Raw genomic sequence first — 26,607 nt, forward strand, 5'->3', positions numbered from 1 at the left:
CTCCCTGATTACGCTTCAACCTGACGCGAAACCACATTTTGTGGTGCATCGGTAGTTTCAAAGTGGTAGCGGCCTGTTTTCAGGCTGCTAGGACCTAGACGAGCAAACTTGATCATCAGGTACATTTCGGCAATCAGGAACACAGTGTACAGTGCCAGAATAGCCAGCATTGACGTGATGATGTCCGATGCAGCAAGGTTAGACGCCGCCATTGATACAGGTAGGATTTCACCCACAGCCCATGGCTGACGACCATACTCAGCAACGAACCAACCCGCTTCGATAGCAATCCAAGGCAGAGGAATACCCAATAGCGCTGCTTTCAGAATCCACTGGTTATCTGTGATCTTATGACGGCAGGTCTGGATGAATGCCGCACCGATAATACCCAGCATCAGGAATCCACAAGCCACCATGATACGGAAGCTCCAGAATAACGGCCAAACGGTAGGGATTGAATCATCAGCAGCCTGAGCAATGTGAGCTTCAGTTGCATCAACAACGTTATCTGCATAAGGCTTGACCAGCAGCCCGTAACCCAGGTCATGCTTCACCTTGTCAAAAGCAGCAATGTTTTCAGGTGTTTTCTCACCGGCACGAAGTTTCTCGAGTAGCCCGTATGCAACCATACCGTTACGAATTCGAACTTCATGCTCAGCTTTCAGGTCACGCAGACCCGTTACTTCAGTATCGAAAGAACGCGTTGCGATAATACCCATGACATAAGGGATCTTAATCGCATAGTCCGTTTCCATGGTTTCCTGGTTTGGCAAACCAAATACCGTAAACGCAGCAGGCGCTTCTTCGGTATGCCACTCAGCTTCAATTGCTGCCAGCTTGGTTTTCTGCACATCACCCAGCTCATAGCCAGATTCGTCACCCAAAACGATAACTGAAAGGATTGAAGCCATACCAAATGATGCTGCAATCGCGAACGAGCGACGAGCAAACGGAATATCACGCCCCTTCAGCATGTAGTAAGCACTGATACCCATGATGAACATCGCACCACAAACGTAACCAGAAGCCACTGTATGGACAAATTTCACCTGAGCAACCGGATTAAGGACAACTTCGGCAAAACTAACCATTTCCATACGCATGGTTTCGAAGTTGAACTCTGCACCTACAGGGTTCTGCATCCAGCCGTTGGCAATCAGAATCCACAGTGCCGAGAAGTTGGAACCAAGAGCAACCAGCCAAGTCACAGCTAAGTGCTGACGCTTGGATAAGCGATCCCAGCCAAAGAAGAAAAGGCCGACAAGCGTAGATTCAAGGAAGAAAGCAATCAGGGCCTCGATAGCCAGAGGGGCACCGAAGATGTCGCCAACGTAGTGAGAGTAGTACGCCCAGTTTGTACCAAACTGGAACTCCATGGTTAGGCCTGTCGCCACACCAAGAGCAAAGTTAATAGCGAAAAGCTTACCCCAGAACTTGGTCATGTCCTTATAGATTTGCTTTCCAGTCATTACATAAACAGACTCCATGATGGCTAGCAAGAACGCCATCCCCAGAGTCAGTGGGACGAACAAAAAGTGATACATCGCAGTTAATGCGAACTGTAACCGCGATAGTTCGACGATATCAGTGAACATTGAGAACTCCTTTTTTCGTCAGGCTGACTGACGACAGTACGACACAGTGTACCGATGGTTGGGCTTAGCAAAATGTAACTTCATAACTGCAATTTAGGTCACCTTCCTGGTTGCCATTTTTTTATAATTAATGGCTTCCTCTGAATGTTGCAATCATGTATAGATTGGTTAATTCATTGTTAAGCTACAGCTAATAAAGTCATTGCTAATATTACTGACATTCTTCTCGCTGCTCAATGGGTTTATCGCACAATTTGCTTTGATAAATATCAAAAAAGATCGCTCAAAAATTACACACCACAGCCTTACTTGATTCAGATCAAGCTTTTTCCAGCTCATTAAATTTCAACTTTGAAAAGAAAAAAACAGCACCTTTAATGACGAAGCAAAGTAATTAACACTTATTCACATCCTGTTTTTAAAACACCACAATCTATAGTTGTCTTAGTTAGAAAAAACAGGCCTTAAAAAGGAATTATTGCGCATTAACTCTACGAATAATGCTATCAATTCCATGACTAACACTTCTTTGAACTGTTCAACTACCACCCATTCACATTAGGTAAACTAATCTTAAATTGAAATTTATATCGCTTTTTCAAACCAGTAAAATGCCTATAATCAGCCTCAGAAACAGATAAAGCCGCCCAGACAGTAAAAGTCGTCTTTTTGGCGGGTTATATGCTGTTTCCCCAACACCACGTATTATGATTGAGGAAGTAGTTATGGCTCGTTTTATTGAAAAAATTATTGCTCTTTATCAACCAAGCTTCACTGAGTTGTACAAGAACAATCTTTAAACAATGGTCAAAAATGCCCCACTAATCGCCGGGATATAATGATTTGAGCTTGGTTCAAGTCTTAATCAACTATGCCAATGTCAATGTTATGTGAACGGAACAGGAAGAGTTAAACTGATTAGTGTGCTCTGGGAATAGCAAAAACAAAAAAACGAGGCTCATTGCCTCGTTTTTTGTTACTTTCTTTTTGTATTACGATTCTGGTAAATCCAAGCCAAAATGCAAATATGCGCGATGAGTCGCAATTCGGCCTCTCGGTGTGCGTTGCAAAAAACCCTGCTGAATCAAGTAAGGCTCAAGCACATCTTCAATAGTATCTTTCTCTTCACCAATTGCCGCGGCAAGGTTATCCAACCCGACCGGCCCGCCCATAAACTTCTCGATAATCGCCATCAGCAGCTTACGGTCCATATAATCAAAGCCGCTACTATCTACATCCAGCATATCCAAAGCTTTAGCAGCAACATCCGGGCAGATATGGCCATTACCTTTAACTTCCGCATAATCCCGAACTCGACGAAGCAGTCGGTTAGCAATTCGCGGTGTACCACGAGCACGCATAGCTACTTCCATTGCCCCCGCCTCTTCCATCGACAATCCCAGACAGTTAGAACTGCGCCTAACGATATCCTTCAGATCATCAACTTTGTAATACTCCAGACGCTGGGTAATACCAAAACGGTCACGCAATGGTGAAGTCAGGGAACCGGCTCGAGTGGTTGCACCGATCAGAGTAAACGGTGGCAAATCAATCTTAATTGAGCGAGCTGCAGGCCCTTCACCGATCATAATATCCAGCTGATAGTCTTCCATTGCCGGATACAGGACTTCTTCCACCTGCGGACTTAGACGGTGGATTTCATCAATGAACAGAACGTCGTTCTCTTCCAAATTAGTCAGCAATGCTGCCAAATCTCCCGCCTTTTCCAGTACGGGGCCAGAGGTGGTACGAATACTTACCCCCATTTCATTGGCAACAATATTAGCTAAGGTTGTTTTACCCAAGCCTGGAGGGCCGAAAATCAGCAAGTGATCCAAGGCCTCATCTCGAAGCTTAGCTGCCTTGATAAAGATTTCCATCTGGTCACGGACGTGATCCTGACCTTGGTAATCTTCCAGCAACTTAGGACGGATCGCGCGATCAATGATGTCCTCTTCGCGGCTTGTCGGAAAATCACTGGCTACCAGTCGATCGGCTTCAATCATGGGTCTCTACACCTTAAACCATGGAACGGAGGGCATCACGAATAATCGCTTCACTGGTCATTTCCGGCTGAGCAACCTGAGAAACGACTTTTGAAGCCTGCTGCGGTTTATAGCCAAGCGCAATCAAGGCACTGACAGCTTCATCTTCTGCTCGGGCTGCGCTTTGTTCTTCAACAAGAGCATTGGAAGCAGCCGAATCCTGAGCCGGAGTAAACAGATCTCCTTCACCCCAGCCTTTCAGGCGATCTTTCATTTCAACAACTAATCGCTCTGCCGTTTTCTTACCCACACCCGGGATCTTCACCAAGGTAGTGATATCTTCATTTTCGACACTCAGGACAAACTGACTTGCCGTCATCGCAGACAAAATCGCCAGTCCAAGTTTAGGACCAACACCATTGGCTTTTATTACTTCACGAAACAGTTCTCGTTCACTTTTTTTGTTGAATCCGTACAGCAACTGAGCGTCTTCACGAACAATAAAATGCGTAGAGATAATCGCTTCCTGTCCGACTTCCGGCAGTTCATAAAAACAACTCATCGGCATTTGAACTTCATAGCCAATGCCACCTGCCTCAATCAATACTTCAGGCGGTTGTTTTTCCAAAATGGTTCCACGTAGTCGGCCAATCACAGCAACATCTCTTCATTGATTCACAAAATGGGCTTTAGGATAGTAAAGAGCTGGATATATATCCAGCTCTTTTTTATTAAATATCGACGGGGATAAGGGCGTTAGCCTCTGGAGAAAACAACGGCATTAAGGCTGTCAGCCAGCCCTTTGAAGGTTTCAACCTGCTCTGCCAACTGCGCCCCTTGAGTCGCAACTGAATCCGAAACTTGATTGGTTGTTCGCCACTTCGCTACTGGCGGAATTAAGCTCTTTAAGCGCATGAACCTGATGCCCCATAATGCCAGCGAGCCTATTCACATCACCGGATATGCTACCAACTTGCTCAATAATGCCGCTCAACTCCGTTGCTGTCGTCTCAATAACAGCCTGGTCATACTGAACTTCCTGACGAGTTTTCTCTAGCAACGCACGAATTTCCACTGCCGAGTCATTACTTTTTGCTGACAACTCACGTACCTGATCAGCCACAACAGCAAAACCGCGCCCTTGATCACCAGCTCGTGCAGCTTCAATCGCAGCATTGAGCGCCAGAAGGTTAGTTTGCTCTACTACTCAAGTGATCAGATCCGCAACCGACATAATTTCAGCATTACTACTAAGGATTTGAGCTATAGCTTCAATTGACGCATTTAATGAATCCGAACTTTTTTCTGCTTGACTACGAATCGTCTCGCTTCGTACTTTCAGCTCGGTAACAAAGCGGTCTGATTCATCTATTCCTTCGGTCATCGGAACCAACTGCTGACTCATTTCTTCTGCCGCGCTGGCTTGTGATTCACAGTTTAAATTCAGGTCATTCACCTGCTGGTGCAAACTCGTCGATTGTTGTTCCAACTGCGCAGCAACCTGCCCTAACTGGTTAGCATTATCACTCGCCTGCTCCAACACAACAGATAACTGCTGCTTCCCCTGCAGGGCTTGATCAGCAATTTGCTGACCCGATTGCAGAGCCTGCTCTGAAGCCTGAATCGCAGCGTAGTGCTGCTTCACGGTATAAGCCTGGGCAATACCAATAACGACCAAAGGTAAAATCATCCCCGACCAAATATCAACAGCGGCAGTCGAGTCTGTTAATTCAAGATGCGGGAACTCTTGGCCTGATAAGTGCCTACTGACCATCCACGCCGATACCATCACCACCAGCATACTCCAGATGGACGCCATCAATGGCTTAGCCGCCAAGAAGAAAGCGATAATCAACAATGGGATCCAGAATGCCTGAGTTGAAAGCACGATACCGCCACTCTGGTAAACAATATCAATGGCATGAACCACCATACCGAAAAAGCCGATATTCAATGCCAAATCAGGTGAGCGAAGCACACGTAAAACAACTCCGGCAATGATTTCGCACCCGATCAACAGCAGTGATGTCTTCACCAGCAGTGAGTGATCATGGTTAAGCCATTTGATTAAGCTATAGCAGCCAACAAAAAAAGATAACAGAATAAAGAAAAGAAGGGTTTCGACATAGCGAGACTGTTCACCTTGCCAGCTATGCGAAGGTGACATGAACAAAGTTCGCCAAATCGCCAATGGGGTCATTGCTTACGTTCCTTATTATTAATATGACCATCGATTAACATAAGTCACATAACAACTTGATAAAAAAGAAAAAGCAGCCAATGGCTGCTTTTTTGATCAAGTTAGCACAACAACCAAAAGCTATTGATATAACGCATAATAATACACATCGGAACTAGCGATAGCGCCCACGCCTTGCTCCTCTGGCCTGACCAGCCATAGCAATCAGAGTCTTATGTGTGTGGGCATGACAAATTGCTACAGCCAAAGCATCAGCAGCATCCGCCTGGGGTTTTCCTGGCAATTTCAATACTGAACAGACCATATGCTGCACCTGAGCTTTATCTGCACCACCGGTTCCGACAACAGCTTGCTTTATCAAACGGGCTGCGTATTCACTAACCGGCAATCCGGCATTCACCGCCGCAACAATGGCGCTGCCACGAGCCTGACCCAGTTTCAGGGCTGAGCTTGCGTTCTTGCCCATGAATACTTCTTCGATAGCAAAAAAATCAGGTTGGAACTGAGTGATAACTTCTGAGACACCGGCATAAATTTGCTTCAGCCGGCCGGGGATATCCTCGACAGAGGTACGAATGCACCCGCTGCCGAGGTATTCAAGGTTTCGACCCACTTGCCGAATTACACCATATCCGGTAATCCGTGAACCTGGGTCGATCCCTAAGATAATTGACATCGAAAACTACAACTACGCAGGCTTATTCAAGCGTTGCAGCAACTTCGTCTGACATGTCACCGTTATGGTAAACTTCCTGAACATCATCAAGATCTTCAAGTGCATCAATCAGACGCATTAGTTTCGGTGCTGTTGTTTCATCCAGATCCGCTTTGGTTGAAGGAACCAAAGTCACTTCGGCATTAGCCGCTTCAAAACCAGCCGCATCCATCGCATCTTTTACTGCACCAAATTCTGCAGGTGTAGTGTAAACGTCAATAGAACCGTCATCATTAGTTTCAACGTCATCAGCACCGCCTTCCAGCGCCGCTTCCATCACAGCATCTTCGTCCAAACCAGCTGCGTATGAAATCACACCCTTCTTGTCGAACAAGTAGTTAACGCTCCCGTCAGTACCCAGGTTGCCACCCGCTTTAGAGAAAGCGTGACGTACACCTGAAACAGTACGGTTACGGTTATCAGTCATGCATTCAACCATAACAGCTGTACCCGCAGGACCGTAACCTTCATAAATAACGGTTTCCAGGCCTTCGTCACCTTCACCACCAGCACCACGCTTAACAGCACGGTTAATGGTGTCGCGTGTCATGTTGTTAGACAGCGCCTTATCAACCGCAGCACGAAGACGTGGGTTGTTTTCAGGTTCTGCGCCGCCCTCTTTAGCAGCGACAACGATCTCACGAATTAGCTTAGTAAAAATCTTACCGCGCTTTGCGTCCTGCGCGGCTTTACGGTGTTTGATGTTGGCAAATTTACTGTGACCAGCCATTACATGCTCCAATTATTGGATACCAAGTAGCATAACCACCCGCTCTGAGCACTTTTCAGATAAATGACTATGACGCTTGGTATTAGCCCAAAGGGCTATGAGTTCTACAAAATAATAAAAACAAGCCGACCTCTTACATTACGCAAGGGTCGGCCAATTACAGACCCGTCTGATTATTCTTGGTCTGCTGTATCTTTTTTAGCTAGCTTCACAGCAATTGCCAATTCATCAAGCGCCGCAGGGTTTGCCACACTCGGTGCATCAGTCAATAGACATGCCGCCGCTGTTGTTTTAGGGAATGCGATTACATCACGGATGTTTTCCGTACCACAAAGCAGCATTACCAAACGATCAAGACCAAATGCCAGACCCGCATGAGGTGGCGTACCGAACTTCAGTGCATTCAATAGGAAACCAAACTTCAGTTTTTGCTCATCTGCATTGATACCCAGAATATCAAATACTGTCGCCTGCATGTCTGCGTTGTGGATACGTACAGAACCACCGCCCACTTCGTAGCCGTTAATTACCATATCGTACGCATTCGAATTTGCAGCCGCAGGGTTTGCAGCTAGCTCTTCAGGCGTTACACCTAGCGGTGACGTGAATGGGTGGTGCATTGCATGCAGGTTACCTTCGTCGTCTTCTTCGAACATTGGGAAGTCAACAACCCATAGTGGTGCCCATGCTTTTTTGTCTGTCAGCTCAAGATCAGTACCAATCTTCAGACGTAGCGCGCCCATTGCTTCTTCAACAATACGCTTCTTGTCTGCACCGAACAGAATGATATCACCCGTTTCAGCCTGTGTACGATCTAGGATACCGGCAACGACTTCCTCATTCAGGAACTTAGCGACTGGAGACTGAACGCCCTCGAAGCCCGCTTCGCGATCGTTCACTTTCATCCATGCCAGGCCTTTCGCACCGTAGATACCAACAAACTTGCCGTACTCGTCAATTTGCTTACGAGATAGTGTCGCACCACCCGGTACACGGATCACTGCAACGCGGCCTTTATCATCGTTAGCCGGGCCAGAGAACACTTTGAAATCAACATCTTTAACAAGGTCCGCTACATCAACCAACTCAAGCGGGTTACGCAGATCTGGCTTATCAGAACCGAAGCGACGCATTGCTTCTTCGAACGGCATAATTGGGAAGGTACCAAGATCAACGTTTAGCAGCTCTTTCCACATTTCGGTGATCATACGCTCAGTCACGTCACGCACTTGCTCTGCGCTCATGAATGATGTTTCGATATCGATCTGGGTGAATTCTGGCTGACGGTCAGCACGAAGGTCTTCATCACGGAAACACTTAACGATCTGGTAGTAACGGTCAAAACCAGACATCATCAGCAGCTGCTTAAATAGCTGCGGTGACTGAGGCAGAGCATAGAAGCTGCCTTTATGAACACGGCTTGGTACCAAGTAGTCACGTGCACCTTCAGGTGTCGCTTTAGTCAGTACCGGTGTTTCAATATCCAGGAATGCGTTATCGTCAAGGAAACGACGAACAAAACTAGATGCTTTTGCGCGCAGCTTGATACGGTCGCTCATTTCAGGACGACGCAGGTCTAGGTAACGGTACTTTAGACGCTGCTCTTCAGTGTTCTTCTGGTTGAAGTCTAGTGGCAGTACATCTGAGCGGTTGATGATTTCAAGGCCTGTTGCCAAAATCTCAACTTCACCAGTTGCCATATCTTTGTTTACCTGGCTTTCCGGACGTACGCGTACTTCACCGGTCAAGCGAATGCAGAACTCGTTGCGCAGTTGGTTAGCCACTTCGAATACGTCTTTCATATCCGGGTCGACAACTACCTGAACAATACCTTCACGATCTCGCATATCGATGAAGATAAGACCGCCTAAATCACGGCGACGATTAACCCAGCCGCATAACTCTACTGTTTGTCCTGCTAGGGACTTGTTCAGGTGACCACAATATTGGGTGCGCATATGAAATTCCCGATCTGTTTACTTACTTTCCTGTGAGCGAATTAGGCTTGCTAATCCCTTATCATGCACAGGCTTAATCAACCCCGGCCGGAATTGCTCAATCTTTATCCGATATAAAGGGGTGGCACTGGCCGAGAGGCAAAAATAACGAGGTATTATAAAACAAAAACGTTAATGTAGGAAAAGTCACATCCCGAAATCAAGCAAAAATCCCCGATTCTTTTGACTAATCCCAAACAAACTCAACACAAGAGAGAAATCACAAGCAATTGGGTTAATGTCCCATCAATTACCTTCCAGCAAACAAACAGGCTTATCGTAGCCTGTAACAATTTAACTATTCATAAATCACTAAAGACAAGCGGCCGCATTTTCTCTACAATACGCGACCTTTCAAAGGGTGATGGAACACACTTTGTATCTTAGAAAGGATCTGGTTCTTTAACGTTTTTAAGAGGTTCGTGAGAATGGCAGGCCACGACAATATTTTTGCTGCGCCAATCGAAAAACTCGGTGATTTCACTTTTGATGAACGTGTAGCTGAAGTTTTTCCGGATATGATCCAACGCTCAGTACCGGGCTACAGCAACATCATATCTGCCATTGGTATGCTGGCTGAGCGCTTTGCCAAACCACACTCAAAAATCTACGACCTTGGCTGCTCACTAGGTGCCGCAACCTTATCAATGCGCCGCCATATCCGACAGGAAGGCTGTGAAATCATTGCCGTTGACAATTCAGCAGCTATGGTTGAGCGCTGCCGTCTACATATTGATGCTTACCGTTCGGACACCCCGGTACAGGTTATCGAAGCTGATATCCGAAATATTGAAATCCAGGACGCATCGGTCGTGGTATTGAACTTCACCCTGCAATTTCTGGCCCCGGAAGATCGCCAGATCCTGCTGGAAAAGATCCACGCAGGCCTGCGCCCAGGCGGCATCCTGATCCTGTCTGAAAAATACATTTTTGATGATGAGTGCTCCCATGAGCTGCTCATCGATCTTCACCATGATTTCAAACGTGCTAATGGCTACAGCGAGCTGGAAATCAGCCAGAAGCGCAGCGCGATCGAAAACGTCATGCGTCCGGACAGCATCGACACCCATAAGCAACGCTTTGCCAATATCGGCTTTAGCAGTTCCGAAGTCTGGTTCCAGTGCTTCAACTTCGGCTCAATGTTCGCGATTAAATAAGGTATACCGCTCCACTATGTTTAGTTTTTCTGAGTTCTATCAGCTTATAGCCCAACACGAAACCCTGCGCCCGTGGCTTAATACACTGCCAAAGCAGCTAAGCGACTGGGAAACAGCCGAGCATGGCGACATGGGCCGCTGGATCCGCGCGCTACAGAAGTTCCCAACAGACAAGCCTGATATTATCGATATCAAGAACGAAGTCAGCGTCCGCTACGAAGACGGTATTGCCAACGGCGAACAAAAACGCCTGGAAAGCCTGCTGCGCTTGCTACATCCTTGGCGTAAAGGCCCTTACAACATCCATGATATCCACATCGATACAGAATGGCGCTCGGACTGGAAATGGGATCGCGTCCTACCGCATATTTCTCCACTAAAGGACCGCTCGGTACTTGATGTTGGTTGCGGCAACGGCTATCACATGTGGCGTATGCTGGGGGAAGGCGCTGAACTGACCGTGGGTATCGACCCGTCTAACCTGTTCCTTATCCAGTTTGAAGCCATTAAACGCCTGATGGGGCAAGACAATCGTGCTTTCCTGCTACCGCTGGGAATCGAGCAGCTACCTGAGCTAAAGGCATTCGACACCGTATTCAGCATGGGTGTACTTTACCACCGCCGCTCGCCGCTGGATCACATCATCCAGCTGAAAAACCAGCTGCGCAAAGGTGGTGAAGTGATCCTCGAAACCTTGGTGATCGACGGTGACGAGAACGATGTACTAGTACCAACCCACCGCTATGCACAGATGCACAACGTGTATTTCTTCCCGTCTGCCAAGGCACTGAAAGTCTGGATGGAAAAATGTGGTTTTGTCGATGTCCGCATTGTTGATGAATGTATCACAACAACGGATGAGCAACGCTCTACCGACTGGATGACCAACAATTCACTGCCTGAATATTTGGACCCGGAAGACCCAACCCGAACAATTGAAGGTTATCCGGCTCCGAAAAGAGCCATACTGGTGGCCACAAATCCTGACTAAGTCTTGACAAGGGATGCTATTCGCATCCCTTTTTGTACGCTAAACTATCGCCCTATATAGAAAAAATAAGAAATACTCCCAGGAGACATAATGCTTCGCCGCAGTGTGCCATTTTTCGCTTTTGCTATGCTTTCCGGCTGTACCATCACACAGTCTGCTAACCACCAACAAACAATGAACGCCATCAACACGATGGAAGAACGAGTCAATTTTCAGCTTGCGACAGTGATTCAACAAATTGATCAGCAAAATGCATATATTGCTAATCTGGAAAAAGAATTATCAACCATTTCCAAAGAGCTGGCACTGCAAGCGGAGCAACAAAACGTAACACCTGAGCCGCAACCTGAAGATAAAGCCGCTCCGGCTCCTATTATCGAACCTGTTATTGACACAAAAATTGCTCACGGCAAAGTGATTTTGGGAGAAGAAGAATGGATTTGGCTAGACTCAATACAGTCGTTTTACAAAGCCAGAATCGATACAGGGGCAACAACGTCTTCCCTGAATGCCGTTGATATCCAGGTTTTCGAGCGTGACGGCAAGGAGTGGGTTCGCTTCAACCTCGACCACGCTTCTGACGAAAATGACCAAGATACTGAAATTGTCGAAGCCCCTGTAGTTCGCTGGGTGAAAATTCGTCAATCAACAACCGAGCAGGCAGAACGCCGTCCGGTCATCGAGGCATGGGTTAACCTCGGGCAACTTCACGAAAAAACCCAATTTACTCTTGCAGATCGCTCTCATATGACCTACCCAGTATTGTTAGGTCGTGATTTCTTTAAAGATATTGCACTAGTAGATGTAGGCAAAAAATACGTTCAGGGAATGAATGAGCAAAAAATACAAAAACTAATATTTAATTTATGAGGATGCCATGACGTCAAGAATCCCATTTTACTTTTTAATCACCTTGCTCGTTATTGCCGGTGCTGCATTGAGCATGTACCGTCATGACGTCTACGGTGTGCCATGGACGCCGGGTGAACAACGTGCGCTATGGGAACTAGAAGCCCGTATCGAATTTAATGCTATCGGCGATCCGGTCAAAGTTTCGATGGCCGCTCCGGAAACCCAGCAAGGTTTCACCCTTATCAACGAAAGCACATCTTCGCCTGGTTACGGCGTCGCGCTGATTGATACCGATAAGGGCCGCCGTGCCGAGTGGTCGATCCGAGAAGCAGCCGGCAAACAGATCCTCTACTACAAAACCCAAATGCTGGTCGACGACCAGGCAAGCTACACCATGGCGCCGCCCAAAGGCGACACCCCGTCAGTCAGCCTGGACAACCCGCAGCAAACCGCAGCCACTGCTTTGTTGAGCCAAGCGCGCAACCTGTCTTCTGATAACCTCACTCTGGCCCGTGAGCTCATCAAGCAGTTCAACGACAAAAATAACCAGAATGCTTCGCTATTGCTCAACAGTTTGAGCCGCGAGAAAGCCATTAGCAACCTGCTGTCTCTGGAAGGTATTCATGCACGTATCGTCGGCGGCCTTCAGCTTGAAGATGGCCGACGTCGCCAGAGTATCAACCCAATGGTCGAAGTCTGGGACGGCGAACTATGGCAATTATTTGATCTTCATTCCGGTCTAGAAGGCAAACCCGATAACATCCTACTGTGGAACCAACAGGGCCACTCACTACTGGATGTCATTGGCGGTCGTAATTCCAATATCAGCTTCTCAATCATTGCGCAGGACATTACCCCCCAGCAGGCCACACGAGAAAAAGTCCAGGCAGAAGATCTGCTGAACTTCTCAATCCACAGCCTGCCAATCGAAGAGCAGGCAATGTTTAAGACCATCATGCTAGTTCCGATCGGAGCACTTATCGTGGTCTTCCTCAGGATCATTATCGGCCTTAAGACTTCCGGTACTTTCATGCCGGTACTAATCGCCGTCGCCTTCGTCCAGACCCAATTGCTAACCGGTATCCTGGGCTTCTTGCTGATCGTGGGCACTGGCCTGATAATACGAGGTTACCTGTCGAAGCTAAACTTACTACTCGTTGCCAGGATCTCCGCAGTAATCATCACCGTTATCATGATCATTTCGGTATTTACTGTCGTTGCCTTTAAGATCGGACTGGTCGAAGGGCTTTCAATTACCTTCTTCCCGATGATCATCCTGTCATGGACTATCGAACGTATGTCAATCCTCTGGGAAGAAGAAGGCGCAAAAGAAGTGCTTATCCAAGGCGGGGGATCACTCCTGACGGCGGTACTGGTCTACCTAGGAATGACCAACGATTTAGTTCGCCACCTGACCTTTAACTTCATTGGAATGCAGCTGATTGTACTGGCGCTGATCCTGATGCTAGGCAACTACACCGGCTACCGCTTGAGTGAACTTCGTCGCTTCAAGCCGCTTGCGGAGGACTAAACAATGTCACTGTTTTCGCAGTTTACTTCTCCCTTCAAGCTGCGCGAGCGCGGGATCATGGGAATGAACCAGCGTAACCACAGCTACATCGGCCGTTATAATGACCGCAGCCTGTACCCACTGGTTGACGACAAACTGAAAACCAAGATAATTGCCCAGCGCGCAGGGGCAACCGTACCGGAGCTGATAGGCGTAATTGATAGCCAAGTCTACGTCAGACGCATCCATGATATGGTTAAAGACTGGCCAGCGTTTGTGATTAAACCGGCCCAGGGCTCTGGTGGTAAAGGGATCCTAGTCGTCACCAAGCACAAGGACGGTGTTTACACTAAGCCGTCTGGTGCAGAAATCAACAAGCAGGATGTCGAGCGCCACATCACCAATACCCTGGCGGGACTGTTCTCACTAGGCGGTAAGAATGATGTTGCCATGGTAGAAGACCTGATCCAGTTTGATGATGTCTTCGACGGTTTCAGCTATGAAGGGGTGCCCGATGTCAGGGTTATCGTATTCAGAGGTTATCCTGTTATGGCGATGATGCGATGCTCAACTGCGGCTTCTGACGGTAAAGCCAACCTCCACCAGGGAGCCGTCGGTGTCGGCATCGATATTGCCACAGGAAAGGCGATCCGAGCCGTTCAGTTTGACAAGCCCGTTGAACGCCATCCAGATACCGGACGATTACTAAAAGAGCTAGCAGTTCCAAACTGGGAGCGTCTGCTAACCCTGGCATCCAGCGCCTGGGAAATGACCGGCCTTGGCTATATGGGCACCGACATGGTGTTGGACAAATATAAAGGGCCGATGGTTCTTGAGCTCAATGCTCGACCGGGCCTGGCGATCCAAACCGCTAACGGCAGTGGCCTGCTTCCCCGATTGCGGCATATCGAAAACCTCGGCAGTTCCGTCGAACACCCGACGCCAGCTGAAAGGGTCGCCTACGCAGCTAATCAATTTGGCGCAAAATCTCGCTTCTAATTGCATCCCTCCATCAAGCCCTGATATTGCTATCAGGGCTTTTTACATTTCAATCGCTTATCACTAAGCTAATACACACTCACAAAACTTTGTTATACCAAACTGAACAATAATCTGGACGGAACCAGTATGCTTTTCCCAAAAAACGATTCTCTATTTGAACAAAACATAGATCGTAGCAACAGCATCAAATGGGATAAATACAAAGACAAGGATATCCTTCCCATGTGGGTTGAAGACAGTGATTTCAGGGTGCCGGATGCCATTACCAAGGCACTACACAAGCACATCGACCACGGTATTTTCGGATATGGTTCACCACCACCGCGATTAACCGAACTACTGGTTGAGCGAATGAAACTTCGTTACAACTGGGATATAAAGCCTGACTGGATTGTCTACTTACCGGGCCTGGATTGATGCCTCCGCACTACCTGTTGCCAGTCCGTTCAAATTTTTTGAGCAAGCTGGCGTCGGACTTTCACCCGGAGCCGATTTTGGCAACAGCAATTTTGTCCGGTTAAATTTTGCCTGCAACAGTGAGACTCTCAACGAAGCATTAAGAAGAATGTGCTCAGCAATCAAGCAACTCACTGCCAAACGGTAAAAATTTACTAAAGTTCTGACAAATAAAACCGATAAAAAGGAAATCATTAGCAAAATCCCTTTACCAGATGCAAATCCATACTTTAGACAAAGCGCAACTCATTAATGAAGTGCAGCTAGGTAACAACCTCAACCATGCGGTTGAAGGTGGTCGCCGTGCTGACTTTGCATTAATGCTTGCGATGCTGTCTCCGGATCATCTGGAAACCACACCCGTCGACGCTCCCCCAAAACAGGGAAAGACAGAAGCAGAGCTTCGTGCCTATTTCGAACTCAGCGAGCCCCAGCCGCTGACAACCACAGAACATTGCTACGATAATGGTGCAGCTCAGGCCGCCGCCTTTCACAGCAGTGGACTTGCCGACGCTCGCCTTCTCCAGGGGCTACAACCAACAGCCCTGACCTTTCCGCCGCAAGGTACAAAAGGCATGCCTGAAGATTTATACCATAACTTGTCTGGTCACGAGCGCCGTATGCTACCGCCCGATAAAAATGCGCCAATTCAAGCCTCACCTCAAAACCTGTACCTATCACTTATCCAGGCCAAGCGCTTTTCAGAAATGTACCAAACAGCCTAAAATCGCTGGCTGATCACACTGTTGTGTTATTTCGTGACCACCATCATAGCTTTACTATCCTCCGCCCGCATGCTGCTCACAATTCACTAACATTTAATGGCCACCTAAAATAATTTGGGCTTTTTTTTCACAGTTAATCCAAATCGTTAGGCTCAGTATTAAATGGTCTTCGTCATGGTAAAGTCAGTCGGCTTTCAGCCAAGTGAGCATCTTGAGGGCTTAAAACTATAGTTAATATGCTAAGCGGTAACTCTTGAAAATACCCAGAAACAACTAATAGTGCAATGCACATTCCGGTACAACGATGGAGATGTAAATAGCCATGAAAATCGCCCACTCTGTCATAGTTATCACTGCCGCTGGCAGCCCTATAGGCAAAGCGATTTCACTCCATTTCGCATCACTGGGCGCAAAGCTGGCCTTGGTCGATATCGAAAAGGAGCGCTTGCAAGATACGCATCAAGCCTGCAAAAAAGCGGGCGGCATCACTCATCCTTTTTTATTGGAGAGCCAAAACGAAGCAACCATATCTACCATTATTCAAGACATCCACAGCCACTACAACGACATCGATGTCCTGGTCAACTACTGGCTTGGCTCCGACCTCCCCAAACTGTTAAGCCCTGCATCTGTCGATAAGTTCTACCGTTCAATGGCAGAGGGGGCTACGCCTTTTTTTATCTTTGGCAAGCAAGCCGCCAACTATATGCGGGAACAGAATCGTCCAGGTGTGATCATTAACCTTGCAGCGAACCAAACCAATCCCCACCAATATATTAATAACGGGGCAAAGGCCATGATAGCCGGCCTGACCAAGAGCTGGGCCAAGGAGCTGGCAGAGTTTAATATCCGGGTTGGAGGTGTTGTCCCACTAGCTATTGATTATGAAGATACTCAGGAACCGCACGCAGTTTTTAGCCAGACCCTTCTTTACGAAATCGTCCGAAGTGCCGAATACATTATTACCAATGACACCTTTAATGGAAGGATGATTGAAGCGGAAGTGGAATAAAAACAGGGAAAAATAAGAAACGAATTCAGGTTATCAACTCAAGAAAAACAAAAGCCCGCCAAAATGGCGGGCTTAATAATTTACTTCAAAAGAAGTACGCGCTAGCTATAACAATGATTATGCTTTAGCTGTTTCTTTTTTCGCTTTTGGTGCTTCTTCAGCTGACTTTTCTACAGGTTTCCGGTCAGCTTTCTTCTTGATAACGGTAGTGCCTTCGAAAGTCTCACCTTCAACGTATGCATTACCGTAGTAAGCAGCAGTCAATACGTCTTTCAGCTCGCTGATTAGTGGGTAGCGAGGGTTCGCACCAGTACACTGGTCATCGAACGCTTCTACAGAAAGCTCGTCAAGTTTCGCCAGGAAGTCAGCTTCAAGAACACCTGCAGCCTGAATAGACATTGGGATGTCTAGGGCAACTTTCAGTTCGTCAAGCCATGCAAGTAGGCGCTCGATCTTCTGAGCTGTGCGGTCACCTTCGTGTGACAGACCTAGGTGGTCAGCAACTTCAGCGTAACGACGACGTGCTTGCGGACGGTCGTACTGAGAGAACGCAGTCTGCTTAGTTGGGTTGTCGTTAGCGTTGTAACGTACCACGTTAGAAATCAGTAGTGCGTTCGCCAGACCGTGTGGTAGGTGGAACTCAGCACCGATTTTGTGAGCCATTGAGTGACAAACACCTAGGAAGGCGTTAGCAAATGCTACACCGGCGATAGTTGCTGCGTTGTGTACTTTCTCACGAGCAATTGGGTCATTAGCACCATTCGCGTAGCTTGATGGTAGGTACTCTTTAAGCATCTTAAGAGCCTGAAGTGCCTGACCGTCAGAGTATTCATTCGCAAGAACAGATACGTAAGCTTCCAGTGCGTGAGTTACTGCATCGTAACCACCGAATGCTGTCAGCGACTTAGGCATATTCATAACCAAGTTCGCATCAACAATGGCCATGTGTGGCGTTAGCTCGTAGTCAGCAAGTGGGTATTTAGCACCAGTCGTGTCGTCTGTAACAACGGCGAATGGAGTAACTTCAGAACCAGTACCAGAAGTCGTTGTGATACATACCAGCTCAGCTTTCTGACCCATCTTAGGGAACTTGTAGATACGCTTACGAATATCCATAAAGCGCATTGCTAGTTCTTCGAATGCTGTCTCTGGGTGCTCATACATAACCCACATAATCTTCGCTGCATCCATAGGTGAACCACCACCAAGAGCTAGGATTACGTCAGGCTGGAAGCTCTTCATTGCTTCAGCACCTTTCTCTACAACAGATAGAGTTGGGTCAGCTTCAACATCAAAGAATGTTTGAACTTCAATACCTTGTGCTTTCAGAAGTGAAACAACATCATCAGCATAACCGTTGTTGAATAGGAAACGGTCAGTTACTAGGAATGCACGTTTCTTACCTTCTAGATCACCAAGAGCGATTGGAAGGCTACCACGACGGAAGTAGATTGATTTAGGTAGTTTATGCCACAACATATTCTCAGCTCGCTTCGCTACAGTCTTCTTGTTGATCAGGTGTTTAGGACCAACGTTCTCAGAGATAGAATTACCACCCCATGAACCACAACCAAGAGTCAGAGAAGGCGCTACGTTAAAATTGTAAAGGTCACCGATACCACCGTGAGTTGTCGGGATGTTTACAAGAATACGTGCAGTTTTCAGTTTGTCACCGAAGTACTTGATACGGTCTTGGTTAACGTCCTGATTTGTGTATAGACCAGAAGTGTGACCAATACCACCAAGTTCAACCATTTTAACTGCTTGTTCTACCGCATTTTCGAAAGAAGACGCACGGAACATACCTAGTGTTGGAGATAGTTTTTCATGTGCGAATTCATCTTCAGCACAAACTTCAACACCTTCACCAATAAGGATCTTAGTAGCAGCAGGTACTTTAACGCCTGCCATTTCAGCAATTTTAGTTGCCGGCTGACCAACGATATCTGCGTTTAGTGCACCGTTGATAAGCAGTACTTTACGTACTTTTTCAGCTTCTGATTTAGTCAGTACATAACCGTTGTGAGAAGCAAAACGCTCTTTCACTTCGTCATAAACTTCATCCATCACGATTACAGCCTGCTCAGAAGCACAAACTACACCGTTATCGAACGTTTTAGACATAAGAACAGACGCAACTGCACGTTTAACGTCTGCAGTTTCATCGATAACAACAGGAACGTTACCTGCACCAACACCGATAGCTGGTTTACCTGAAGAGTAAGCCGCTTTAACCATACCTGGACCACCAGTCGCAAGGATAAGGTTGATGTCATCATGCTTCATCAGTGCGTTAGAGAGTTCAACTGATGGCTGATCAATCCAACCGATGATGTCTTTAGGCGCACCAGCAGCAATTGCCGCATCAAGTACTAACTTAGCCGCATCATTCGTTGAATTTTTAGCACGTGGGTGTGGCGAGAAGATAATCGCGTTACGTGTTTTTAGAGAGATAAGAGATTTGAAGATCGCTGTAGATGTTGGGTTAGTTGTTGGAACGATGCCGCAAATGATACCTACCGGCTCAGCGATAGTCATAGTACCAAGGTTGTCATCCTCATCTAGGATGCCGCAAGTTTGCTCGTCTTTGTACTTGTTGTAGATAAATTCTGAAGCGAAGTGGTTTTTGATAACCTTATCTTCAACAATACCCATACCAGATTCAGCAACAGCCTGTTGAGCTAGAGGAATACGTGCATTGTTCGCAGCTAGTGATGCAGCACGGAAGATTTTATCAACTTGCTCCTGAGAGAAAGATGCAAATTCTTTCTGCGCCGCTTTAACGCGAGCAATCATTGCATCTAGTTCAGCCATATTTGTTACAGGCATAGTTAACTCCTAACTTAATATTGAAAACTTTTTAGTAAGGATACGTCTTAAATCCTTCTGGTTACTGGTACTGAGCAGTCCAACTCTTACAATCCAGTAACACACACACTTAGTAAATTGCTTTCAAAACTGATTATATTGTTTCACAGCCTGAAAAAAATTGATTTAGATCACTTGTACCACTTCAGAGGTAATTTTTGTCAAGTTTAGATCTCAAACATGTAAAAACAGTAAATTGCACGGACAATCTGTGACCAGGCCGATTGAAAATAACCCAGCACAGCCATTTCCCGTATAACCAACGCCACAAATCTTACGTAATAAACCTACACATTTGATCACATTAAGCATCAAATGTGATAGATATCACGAAAAAAATTTCAACCATAATCAGTTTTGTTGCATATTGTGAAGCACAGTATTTTCTCCTAAAGCGTAATTCAAAACCCTTCAGCTTTACAGGGCTATAACAAATGTTTAATGGATAACTAGAAATATCAGCAGAGATAATATTTTTTAATTGGTGCATTCATCTTGTTTCGCTTAAAGTAACGGCGATTAACAAGTAGTTATATAAATCTGCCGGAGTTACCCTAACCGTATTCCCCTCATGCGTCTTTGCTATTGATGCGCAGGAACCCCACCAGCAGAACTATCCCGACTATTTGTTATACATGGAGGAAGCCTGCTTCTAGTTGTTCACATTTTTAGATGATCCTGAAATGCAACCAATTGAATTCGCCATTTTCTTACAGTTTTTTGTCGGCTTAATAGCTGCTGTCAACCCTGTCGGCATCATGCCAATCTTTGTCTCCCTTACCGGACATATGCCGATAGAGGAAAGAAACAAAACCGCCTATACCGCAGCGATTGCAGTCGCGGTCATTTTGACGGTCTCACTACTGGCTGGCCAGTTCCTACTGGATATGTTCAGTATTTCGCTGGATTCTTTCCGTGTCGCAGGTGGTTTACTGCTTCTTACCATCGCCTTTTCGATGATGAGCGGTAAGCTGGGTGAAGATAAACAGAACAAGCAAGAAAAGTCTGAATCTATCAGTCGAGAACAAATTGGAGTCGTTCCTCTGGCAATGCCGTTAATGGCAGGTCCTGGTGCAATCAGCTCAACGATTGTTTATGGCTCGCGCTATCCCGGCATGCATAGCACTCTGGGAATTGCAGCGACCATCGCTGCCTTTGCCCTATTCTGTTGGACGCTGTTTAGAGTAGCTCCAATCATTGTGCGCTTTCTTGGTCAAACGGGTATCAACGTTATCACCCGTATCATGGGCCTGATCCTAGGGGCTCTGGGTATCGAATTTATTGCCAACGGGCTACGGGTTCTGTTCCCGGGCCTTGCCTGATTCACCCCATCATCACATATTTTTGACGGATAACACGCTTGTTATCCGTCAACTGGCATCACTATAATTACTCCATTATCCTATCCGCCAATTATCTATTATTTAATTCAGGACGTTATGGCCACACTATCAACACGACAACGGCTATATCAGGTTATATTCGGAACGGATACCAAAGCCGGGCAGTATTTTGATATCGCCCTGATCATCACCATTCTTTGCTCCGAACTGGTCCTTATTATTTCTTCAATCAAGAGCTACGAACTTCAATACTCCCGTATGTTCTTCATGCTGGAATGGGGGTTTACCCTGCTCTTCACAGTCGAATACATTGTCAGGCTTTACTGCTCCCCCCGCCCCATGGCATATGCACGTAGCTTCTATGGGATAGTCGACCTTATTGCTGTTTTGCCCAGCTATATCTCTTTCTTGTTTCCGGGAACCCAATACCTACTTATAGTACGACTGCTACGGGTTATGCGTATCTTCCGGATCTTGAAACTGGCAAGGTTTCTTAAAGACTCCAACATCCTGTTACGATCACTGCTGATGGCTCAGGGCAAGATCCTGGTATTTTTCAGCACGGTAGCCATTCTGGTCACAGTTCTGGGCTCCCTGCTATTTGTTATTGAAGGACCGAACAATGGCTTTACCAGTATCCCGGCCAGCATCTACTGGGCAATCGTCACTATCACGACGGTGGGTTATGGCGATATCGTTCCACAAACCGATCTCGGCAAAGCGCTGGCAGCCTTTACCATGTTGCTGGGCTATTCAATTCTGGCAGTACCCACAGGCATTATTACCGCAGAGCTAAGCCGTGAAATGAAGACACAACGAGACCTGGTCCGCTGCCCGAACTGCTCTTCCAGCGGTCACGAAACCGATGCCAGTTACTGCAGAAAATGTGGGGCCGCGTTACCGGAAAATCTGTAAACCAAGCTTTCTGCTTTATATCTCCCTGCATTCTCTATAAAACAGATTCGTTATAAACCTGATTATTTATAAGCTAGAGACAAACAAAAACGGCACCTAATAAGGTGCCGTTTTCTTAGCAAATAAGTTCTAATTATTTCTTATTGTGAAGGAAATTAACCGCGCGATCCGGGTAGTCCGTAAAGACACCATCGACATCTGCAGTGTTATAGAAAATATCTAGCATGTCATTAAAGTCATTAGCATAAGCAGGTATTCGACCTGTATCAGCACGGAATGTGTAAGGGTGTACCTGCATACCTTGCTCGTGAGCCGCTTTCACCAAACCAGTCAGCTTAATATTGCCTTTAGTCGATTTATCCGAAACAACCATTGGTTTCCAAGGACCAATACCATCGGCATACTTGGCCACTTCAACCATACCACCTTTGGCAAACATCCAGTCATAACTATAAGGTTTTGCCTGGCCTTTACCGTCGTAGATCATGGTTTCGTTCCAGTCGGTGTAAGCCATCAACTGAACCAGCTTCACATCCATCTTCATTGCTGGCATCAGTTGATCATGGATACGTTTTAGTTCATTGAAGTCAAAAGTCTGCAAGTAAACATTACTGGCCTTGTCGGTATAACCGTAATCTTTCAGAACTTTAAGCACTGCTTTACTAATATCTTTTCCTTCATGCCGGTGGAACCACGGCGCTTTGATTTCAGGGTAGATACCAATATCATAACCCAGTGACTTATTCAGCCCTTGGATCATCTCAATTTCTTCTTCAAAAGTCGGCACTTTGAAATCAGATTTCCACATAGGGTAACGCTCAGGGAATCCCTGAACTTGTTTGCCGTCTTTGATGTTGAATCCTTCAGTTACACTTAGCTGCTTAATCTCGACCAGCGTAAAGTCAATCGCATAATAGCGGCCATCGCTACGTGCACGATCAGGGAAAACCTCTGCCACATTGGTGACACGATCTAAATAATGATCATGTAGAACTACCAACTTATCGTCTTTGGTCATCACCACATCCTGCTCGATAAAGTCAGGTCTCATGGCGTAAGCCATCGCCTTAGCAGGTAGGGTATGTTCTGGCAGGTAAGCAGAAGCACCACGGTGTGCAACGACAATTTTACTGTTATCGGGAGCTGATTGCGCAAATGCAGAAGAAGCTAGCAATGTGCTGCCAATAGCAGCGGCAAGCCATAATTTTTTCATTATTATCATCCTTAACATTCGATGCTTTCTGTTTGGGGAGCAAGGCATCGTTGGTTATACATCAAAAAGCATAATAATCACTATCGAGCAATCGTTTTCGACTAATTACTCTAAATGTGATCGTTCACATTCGATATAGAACATTTTTATTTCGAATAGTGACAACCGATCCATTTTCAACGTCAACCCAAAACACAACGCAAAATAGCGTCATCACACGACTAGCAGGCATAAAAAAACCGGAGCATTTGCTCCGGTTTTTTGGTAATACTGGAAAGTCTTATTTTCGACGCCAGGTTGTACCTTGCGGGCCATCTTCCAGAATAATGTCCATCGACAGCAGCTTGTCACGAGCCGCATCTGCTGCTGCCCAGTCTTTAGCTGCACGCGCATCCAAACGCTGCTGAATCAGAGCTTCAATTTCAGCCACATCATCGCTCTCACCAGCACCACCCTGTAGGAATGCTTCTGGCTCTTGGGACAGCAGGCCAAGGATGTCAGCAAGCTCACGCATGCGCGCACCCAGTGCAGACGCTGCCGCCAAATCATCAGTCTTCAGACGGTTGATTTCGCGTGCCATGTCAAACAGCACAGAGTAGGCTTCCGGTGTATTGAAGTCATCGTCCATCGAATCTTTAAAGCGAGTAACAAACTCTTCGCCACCCTCAGCTTTCGCTTCTGTATCCAGACCACGCAATGATGTATACAGACGCTCAAGTGCAGATCGCGCTTGCTTCAGGTTATCTTCGCTGTAGTTAAGCTGGCTACGATAATGACCAGACATCAGGAAGTAACGAACAGTTTCAGCATCGTAGTAACCTAATACGTCACGAATAGTGAAGAAGTTACCCAGAGACTTAGACATCTTCTCACGATCAACCATCACCATACCGCTGTGCATCCAGGTATTTACGTACTGGGAGCCAGTTGCACAGCAAGACTGAGCGATTTCGTTTTCATGGTGAGGGAACTGAAGATCCGAACCACCACCGTGGATATCAAAATGATCACCAAGGATTGCCGAGTTCATTGCAGAACACTCGATGTGCCAGCCTGGACGGCCTGGGCCCCATGGAGATTCCCATGTTGGCTCACCAGGCTTAGACATTTTCCACAATACGAAATCCAGCGGGCTACGCTTCGCCGTTTCGATATCAACACGGGCACCAGCCTGTAGCTGATCCAAATCCTGCTTCGACAGTTTACCGTATTCATCGAACTTGCTAACTTCAAACATTACATCGCCGTTGTCAGCAACATACGCAAAGCCTCGCTCAATCAGGCGCTCACACATCGCGATAATTTCGGCGATAAAAGCAGTCGCGCGAGGTTCAATGTCCGGACGCTTCATGCCTAACGCATCAAAGTCAGCATGCATCTCACCAATCAGGCGCTCTGTCAGTGAATCACAGCTTTCGCCATTATCTGCTGCACGCTTGATAATCTTGTCATCAATGTCAGTGATATTGCGAACAAATGTCAGATCATAACCGGAATAACGCAGGTAACGAGAAACCACATCGAACGACACAAATGTACGGCCATGACCAATGTGACATAAATCGTAAATGGTAACCCCACAGACGTACATGCCTACTTTACCAGGCTGGATGGGTTTGAATTCCTCTTTCTGTCTTGTGAGTGAGTTATAGATCTTTAACATGTCTCGTAATTACTCATTTTATGGGGTTACTTTAAGAGAGTAATTACACCTCTTATAACCTTTGAAGGCAAGGAAAAATGCATCAATTGGCTGGTTTCATACGGGTTCAGGGAAGAATTTCCTGCGACATGGCAAAACAGTAAGCCAGGTAAGCATACTATTCCCGCATCTCCCTCTATTCACCTATAGTTATACCTAACGGAACCAGAGTAATTTAGTATCAAAATCGGCTAAATAACACTCTTATTCCATCTTCGGCCGATAATGATTGGAGATCATGTTGACGCCTTGCTTTAGTAAGATAAAATTCAACGTTTAAAGCAATATACATCCATTAAAGGACAAGCTCATGGTAACGCTTCACACTACTTTTGGTGACATCAAAATTCAGCTAAACACAGAAAAAGCGCCTGAAACGTGTGCAAACTTCCTGCAATACTGCCGTGACGGTTTCTACAAAGGTACACTTTTCCACCGTGTTATCGACGGTTTCATGATCCAGGGCGGCGGCATGGCTTCTGGTATGGAAGAGAAAGAAACTCGCGCGCCAATCAAAAATGAAGCGAACAACGGCCTAAGCAACAAAGTGGGTACACTTGCAATGGCTCGTACTATGGAACCGCACTCTGCAAGTTCTCAGTTCTTCATCAACGTTAACGACAACAAATTCCTGGACTTCAAATCAGAAACACCTGATGGCTGGGGTTACTGTGTATTTGCCGAAGTTGTTGAAGGCATGGACGTAGTTAACAAGATCAAAGCGGTTTCTACTGGTAACTGGGGTTATGTTCACCAGGACGTTCCAGTTGAAGAAGTTGTGATCAACGACGTAACTATCGAAGAGTAATCACTACTCTTAAGGGTGGTCAACAAGCCACCCTTTCTTTTATTTATGACAACACTTTTTATTGCTGACCTGCACCTGAGCGCCGACCGCCCTGATATCACCGATTGTTTTCTGACTTTCATTAAAGAAGACACCAAGGGGATCGATGCCCTGTATGTGCTGGGTGACTTATTTGAAATGTGGATTGGCGATGACGACAATTCACCTTTCCACCAGCAAATCAAAACAGCCTTCAGGCAGCTCACTGACTCCGGAATCCCCTGCTACTTCATTCACGGCAATCGCGACTTTTTGGTCGGCAAACGCTTCAGTGACGAAACCGGCGTCCAGTTGTTACCGGAACACACGGTGATCGATTTGTACGGCAAACCAACCCTGATCCTGCATGGTGATACTCTCTGTACCTTGGATGAGGCCTATCAGCGCTACCGGAAAAAAGTACATAACCGTTTAATCCAGTGGCTGTTCTTCCGCCTGCCACTGTCATACCGCCAGACAATCGGAGCTAAGCTTCGCAATAACAGTGGTATGGCTAATCAGGCCAAGCGAGAGGACGTCATGGATGTTACCCCGGATGAAGTGGTTAAAATCATGGCACAATGTCGTGTCAACGCGATGATACACGGCCATACCCACCGCCCGGCTATCCATGACCTGACTATCGACAATCACCCCGCAGTTCGAACAGTGCTGGGAGACTGGTATGATCATGGCTCAGTTCTAGTCTGCACTCCCGAGGGCTGTCAGCTAGAAACAAGGGACTTTGCATCCACCAGCAGCCGTTGTTAAATAACAAAGTCTCCAATAAAAAAGGTATGCCGAGGCATACCT

General features: G+C 46.5%; 21 protein-coding genes and 1 pseudogene. 12 read left to right on the forward strand and 10 right to left on the reverse strand.

Features of this window, described 5'->3' with window-relative positions; translation table 11 throughout:
* Positions 1-8 precede the first annotated feature (8 nt).
* From cydA to aspS, 7 genes and pseudogenes are all read right to left on the reverse strand, one after another.
* A complete protein-coding gene (gene cydA, locus Q0852_RS04590; protein WP_299014518.1) occupies positions 9-1,595 on the reverse strand; it encodes a cytochrome ubiquinol oxidase subunit I in 1,587 nt (528 codons plus the stop codon).
* 992 nt (positions 1,596-2,587) lie between these two features.
* The gene (gene ruvB / locus Q0852_RS04595) at positions 2,588-3,601 is read right to left on the reverse strand and encodes a Holliday junction branch migration DNA helicase RuvB (protein WP_299014521.1); all 1,014 of its coding nucleotides are present in this window, start codon (positions 3,599-3,601) and stop codon (positions 2,588-2,590) included.
* A gap of 13 nt (positions 3,602-3,614) precedes the next feature.
* On the reverse strand, positions 3,615-4,235 hold the full coding sequence (ruvA, locus tag Q0852_RS04600) for a Holliday junction branch migration protein RuvA (RefSeq protein ID WP_299014524.1): 621 nt from the start codon (positions 4,233-4,235) through the stop codon (positions 3,615-3,617).
* Between the two features lie 101 nt (positions 4,236-4,336).
* Positions 4,337-5,780 (reverse strand): annotated as a pseudogene (locus tag Q0852_RS04605) (methyl-accepting chemotaxis protein).
* Between the two features lie 154 nt (positions 5,781-5,934).
* Positions 5,935-6,456 carry a crossover junction endodeoxyribonuclease RuvC gene (gene ruvC / locus Q0852_RS04610; RefSeq protein ID WP_299014527.1) on the reverse strand — a complete coding sequence of 174 codons (522 nt, stop codon included), beginning with the start codon at positions 6,454-6,456 and terminating at the stop codon, positions 5,935-5,937.
* A 22-nt stretch (positions 6,457-6,478) separates the two neighbouring features.
* The gene (locus Q0852_RS04615) at positions 6,479-7,225 is read right to left on the reverse strand and encodes a YebC/PmpR family DNA-binding transcriptional regulator (RefSeq protein ID WP_299014530.1); all 747 of its coding nucleotides are present in this window, start codon (positions 7,223-7,225) and stop codon (positions 6,479-6,481) included.
* A 173-nt stretch (positions 7,226-7,398) separates the two neighbouring features.
* Positions 7,399-9,183 carry an aspartate--tRNA ligase gene (gene aspS, locus Q0852_RS04620; RefSeq protein WP_299014533.1) on the reverse strand — a complete coding sequence of 595 codons (1,785 nt, stop codon included), beginning with the start codon at positions 9,181-9,183 and terminating at the stop codon, positions 7,399-7,401.
* A gap of 467 nt (positions 9,184-9,650) precedes the next feature.
* Between aspS and cmoA the strand changes: the two genes are divergently transcribed.
* The 8 genes from cmoA (at position 9,651) to Q0852_RS04660 (ending at position 16,927) form a co-directional block, all read left to right on the forward strand.
* Positions 9,651-10,379, forward strand: a complete 729-nt coding sequence (gene cmoA, locus Q0852_RS04625; RefSeq protein WP_299014536.1) for a carboxy-S-adenosyl-L-methionine synthase CmoA — start codon at positions 9,651-9,653, stop codon at positions 10,377-10,379.
* A gap of 16 nt (positions 10,380-10,395) precedes the next feature.
* Positions 10,396-11,370: a tRNA 5-methoxyuridine(34)/uridine 5-oxyacetic acid(34) synthase CmoB gene (gene cmoB, locus Q0852_RS04630; RefSeq protein WP_299014538.1), complete on the forward strand. Its 975-nt coding sequence runs from the start codon at positions 10,396-10,398 to the stop codon at positions 11,368-11,370.
* Between the two features lie 90 nt (positions 11,371-11,460).
* Positions 11,461-12,240 (forward strand): ATP-dependent zinc protease, encoded by a 780-nt coding sequence (locus Q0852_RS04635; protein WP_299014541.1) that lies wholly within the window; start codon positions 11,461-11,463, stop codon positions 12,238-12,240.
* Positions 12,241-12,247: 7 nt separating this feature from the next.
* Complete coding sequence (locus tag Q0852_RS04640) at positions 12,248-13,753, forward strand: inactive transglutaminase family protein (RefSeq protein ID WP_299014544.1); 1,506 nt, start codon at positions 12,248-12,250, stop codon at positions 13,751-13,753.
* 9 nt (positions 13,754-13,762) lie between these two features.
* Positions 13,763-14,731 (forward strand): alpha-L-glutamate ligase-like protein, encoded by a 969-nt coding sequence (locus Q0852_RS04645; RefSeq protein WP_299014973.1) that lies wholly within the window; start codon positions 13,763-13,765, stop codon positions 14,729-14,731.
* Positions 14,732-14,860: 129 nt separating this feature from the next.
* A complete protein-coding gene (locus Q0852_RS04650) occupies positions 14,861-15,151 on the forward strand; it encodes a hypothetical protein (RefSeq protein ID WP_299014547.1) in 291 nt (96 codons plus the stop codon).
* Between the two features lie 254 nt (positions 15,152-15,405).
* The gene (locus Q0852_RS04655) at positions 15,406-15,915 is read left to right on the forward strand and encodes a VC2046/SO_2500 family protein (RefSeq protein WP_299014551.1); all 510 of its coding nucleotides are present in this window, start codon (positions 15,406-15,408) and stop codon (positions 15,913-15,915) included.
* A gap of 322 nt (positions 15,916-16,237) precedes the next feature.
* Positions 16,238-16,927: an SDR family oxidoreductase gene (locus tag Q0852_RS04660; protein WP_299014554.1), complete on the forward strand. Its 690-nt coding sequence runs from the start codon at positions 16,238-16,240 to the stop codon at positions 16,925-16,927.
* A 117-nt stretch (positions 16,928-17,044) separates the two neighbouring features.
* On the opposite strand, the gene adhE is transcribed toward Q0852_RS04660, so the two are convergent.
* Positions 17,045-19,756, reverse strand: coding sequence for a bifunctional acetaldehyde-CoA/alcohol dehydrogenase (gene adhE / locus Q0852_RS04665; RefSeq protein ID WP_299014557.1), 2,712 nt, complete (start codon positions 19,754-19,756; stop codon positions 17,045-17,047).
* Positions 19,757-20,478: 722 nt separating this feature from the next.
* On the opposite strand from adhE, the gene Q0852_RS04670 reads away from it, so the two are divergent.
* Positions 20,479-21,117, forward strand: a complete 639-nt coding sequence (locus Q0852_RS04670; RefSeq protein WP_299014559.1) for a YchE family NAAT transporter — start codon at positions 20,479-20,481, stop codon at positions 21,115-21,117.
* Positions 21,118-21,234: 117 nt separating this feature from the next.
* Positions 21,235-22,053 carry an ion transporter gene (locus Q0852_RS04675; RefSeq protein WP_299014562.1) on the forward strand — a complete coding sequence of 273 codons (819 nt, stop codon included), beginning with the start codon at positions 21,235-21,237 and terminating at the stop codon, positions 22,051-22,053.
* A gap of 133 nt (positions 22,054-22,186) precedes the next feature.
* Here the strand turns inward: Q0852_RS04675 and glpQ are convergent, their stop codons facing one another.
* Together glpQ and cysS are read right to left on the reverse strand one after the other, a co-directional pair.
* A complete protein-coding gene (gene glpQ / locus Q0852_RS04680) occupies positions 22,187-23,266 on the reverse strand; it encodes a glycerophosphodiester phosphodiesterase (protein WP_299014565.1) in 1,080 nt (359 codons plus the stop codon).
* Between the two features lie 280 nt (positions 23,267-23,546).
* Positions 23,547-24,929 (reverse strand): cysteine--tRNA ligase, encoded by a 1,383-nt coding sequence (gene cysS, locus Q0852_RS04685; protein ID WP_299014567.1) that lies wholly within the window; start codon positions 24,927-24,929, stop codon positions 23,547-23,549.
* A gap of 349 nt (positions 24,930-25,278) precedes the next feature.
* Here cysS and Q0852_RS04690 point away from each other — a divergent pair, with 349 nt between their 5' ends.
* Together Q0852_RS04690 and lpxH are read left to right on the forward strand one after the other, a co-directional pair.
* Complete coding sequence (locus Q0852_RS04690) at positions 25,279-25,776, forward strand: peptidylprolyl isomerase (protein WP_299014570.1); 498 nt, start codon at positions 25,279-25,281, stop codon at positions 25,774-25,776.
* A 45-nt stretch (positions 25,777-25,821) separates the two neighbouring features.
* Positions 25,822-26,565: a UDP-2,3-diacylglucosamine diphosphatase gene (lpxH, locus tag Q0852_RS04695; protein WP_299014573.1), complete on the forward strand. Its 744-nt coding sequence runs from the start codon at positions 25,822-25,824 to the stop codon at positions 26,563-26,565.
* The last annotated feature ends 42 nt before the right edge of the window (positions 26,566-26,607 follow it).

It is taken from the genome of uncultured Photobacterium sp., from assembly GCF_947502415.1.
Classification (GTDB): Bacteria; Pseudomonadota; Gammaproteobacteria; order Enterobacterales; family Vibrionaceae; genus Photobacterium.

What these genes read in the sequence shown, in the direction of transcription:
- Q0852_RS04635 (WP_299014541.1), top strand. Translation starts at nt 11,461, where the DNA reads ATGCTTCGCCGCAGTGTGCCATTTTTCGCTTTTGCTATGCTTTCCGGC.
- glpQ (WP_299014565.1), bottom strand. Translation starts at nt 23,266, where the DNA reads ATGAAAAAATTATGGCTTGCCGCTGCTATTGGCAGCACATTGCTAGCT.
- Q0852_RS04615 (WP_299014530.1), bottom strand. Translation starts at nt 7,225, where the DNA reads ATGGCTGGTCACAGTAAATTTGCCAACATCAAACACCGTAAAGCCGCG.
- adhE (WP_299014557.1), bottom strand. Translation starts at nt 19,756, where the DNA reads ATGCCTGTAACAAATATGGCTGAACTAGATGCAATGATTGCTCGCGTT.
- ruvC (WP_299014527.1), bottom strand. Translation starts at nt 6,456, where the DNA reads ATGTCAATTATCTTAGGGATCGACCCAGGTTCACGGATTACCGGATAT.
- cydA (WP_299014518.1), bottom strand. Translation starts at nt 1,595, where the DNA reads ATGTTCACTGATATCGTCGAACTATCGCGGTTACAGTTCGCATTAACT.
- Q0852_RS04670 (WP_299014559.1), top strand. Translation starts at nt 20,479, where the DNA reads ATGCAACCAATTGAATTCGCCATTTTCTTACAGTTTTTTGTCGGCTTA.
- aspS (WP_299014533.1), bottom strand. Translation starts at nt 9,183, where the DNA reads ATGCGCACCCAATATTGTGGTCACCTGAACAAGTCCCTAGCAGGACAA.
- Q0852_RS04655 (WP_299014551.1), top strand. Translation starts at nt 15,406, where the DNA reads ATGCAAATCCATACTTTAGACAAAGCGCAACTCATTAATGAAGTGCAG.
- Q0852_RS04675 (WP_299014562.1), top strand. Translation starts at nt 21,235, where the DNA reads ATGGCCACACTATCAACACGACAACGGCTATATCAGGTTATATTCGGA.
- Q0852_RS04660 (WP_299014554.1), top strand. Translation starts at nt 16,238, where the DNA reads ATGAAAATCGCCCACTCTGTCATAGTTATCACTGCCGCTGGCAGCCCT.
- Q0852_RS04690 (WP_299014570.1), top strand. Translation starts at nt 25,279, where the DNA reads ATGGTAACGCTTCACACTACTTTTGGTGACATCAAAATTCAGCTAAAC.
- cysS (WP_299014567.1), bottom strand. Translation starts at nt 24,929, where the DNA reads ATGTTAAAGATCTATAACTCACTCACAAGACAGAAAGAGGAATTCAAA.
- Q0852_RS04650 (WP_299014547.1), top strand. Translation starts at nt 14,861, where the DNA reads ATGCTTTTCCCAAAAAACGATTCTCTATTTGAACAAAACATAGATCGT.
- lpxH (WP_299014573.1), top strand. Translation starts at nt 25,822, where the DNA reads ATGACAACACTTTTTATTGCTGACCTGCACCTGAGCGCCGACCGCCCT.
- cmoB (WP_299014538.1), top strand. Translation starts at nt 10,396, where the DNA reads ATGTTTAGTTTTTCTGAGTTCTATCAGCTTATAGCCCAACACGAAACC.
- Q0852_RS04640 (WP_299014544.1), top strand. Translation starts at nt 12,248, where the DNA reads ATGACGTCAAGAATCCCATTTTACTTTTTAATCACCTTGCTCGTTATT.
- ruvB (WP_299014521.1), bottom strand. Translation starts at nt 3,601, where the DNA reads ATGATTGAAGCCGATCGACTGGTAGCCAGTGATTTTCCGACAAGCCGC.
- cmoA (WP_299014536.1), top strand. Translation starts at nt 9,651, where the DNA reads ATGGCAGGCCACGACAATATTTTTGCTGCGCCAATCGAAAAACTCGGT.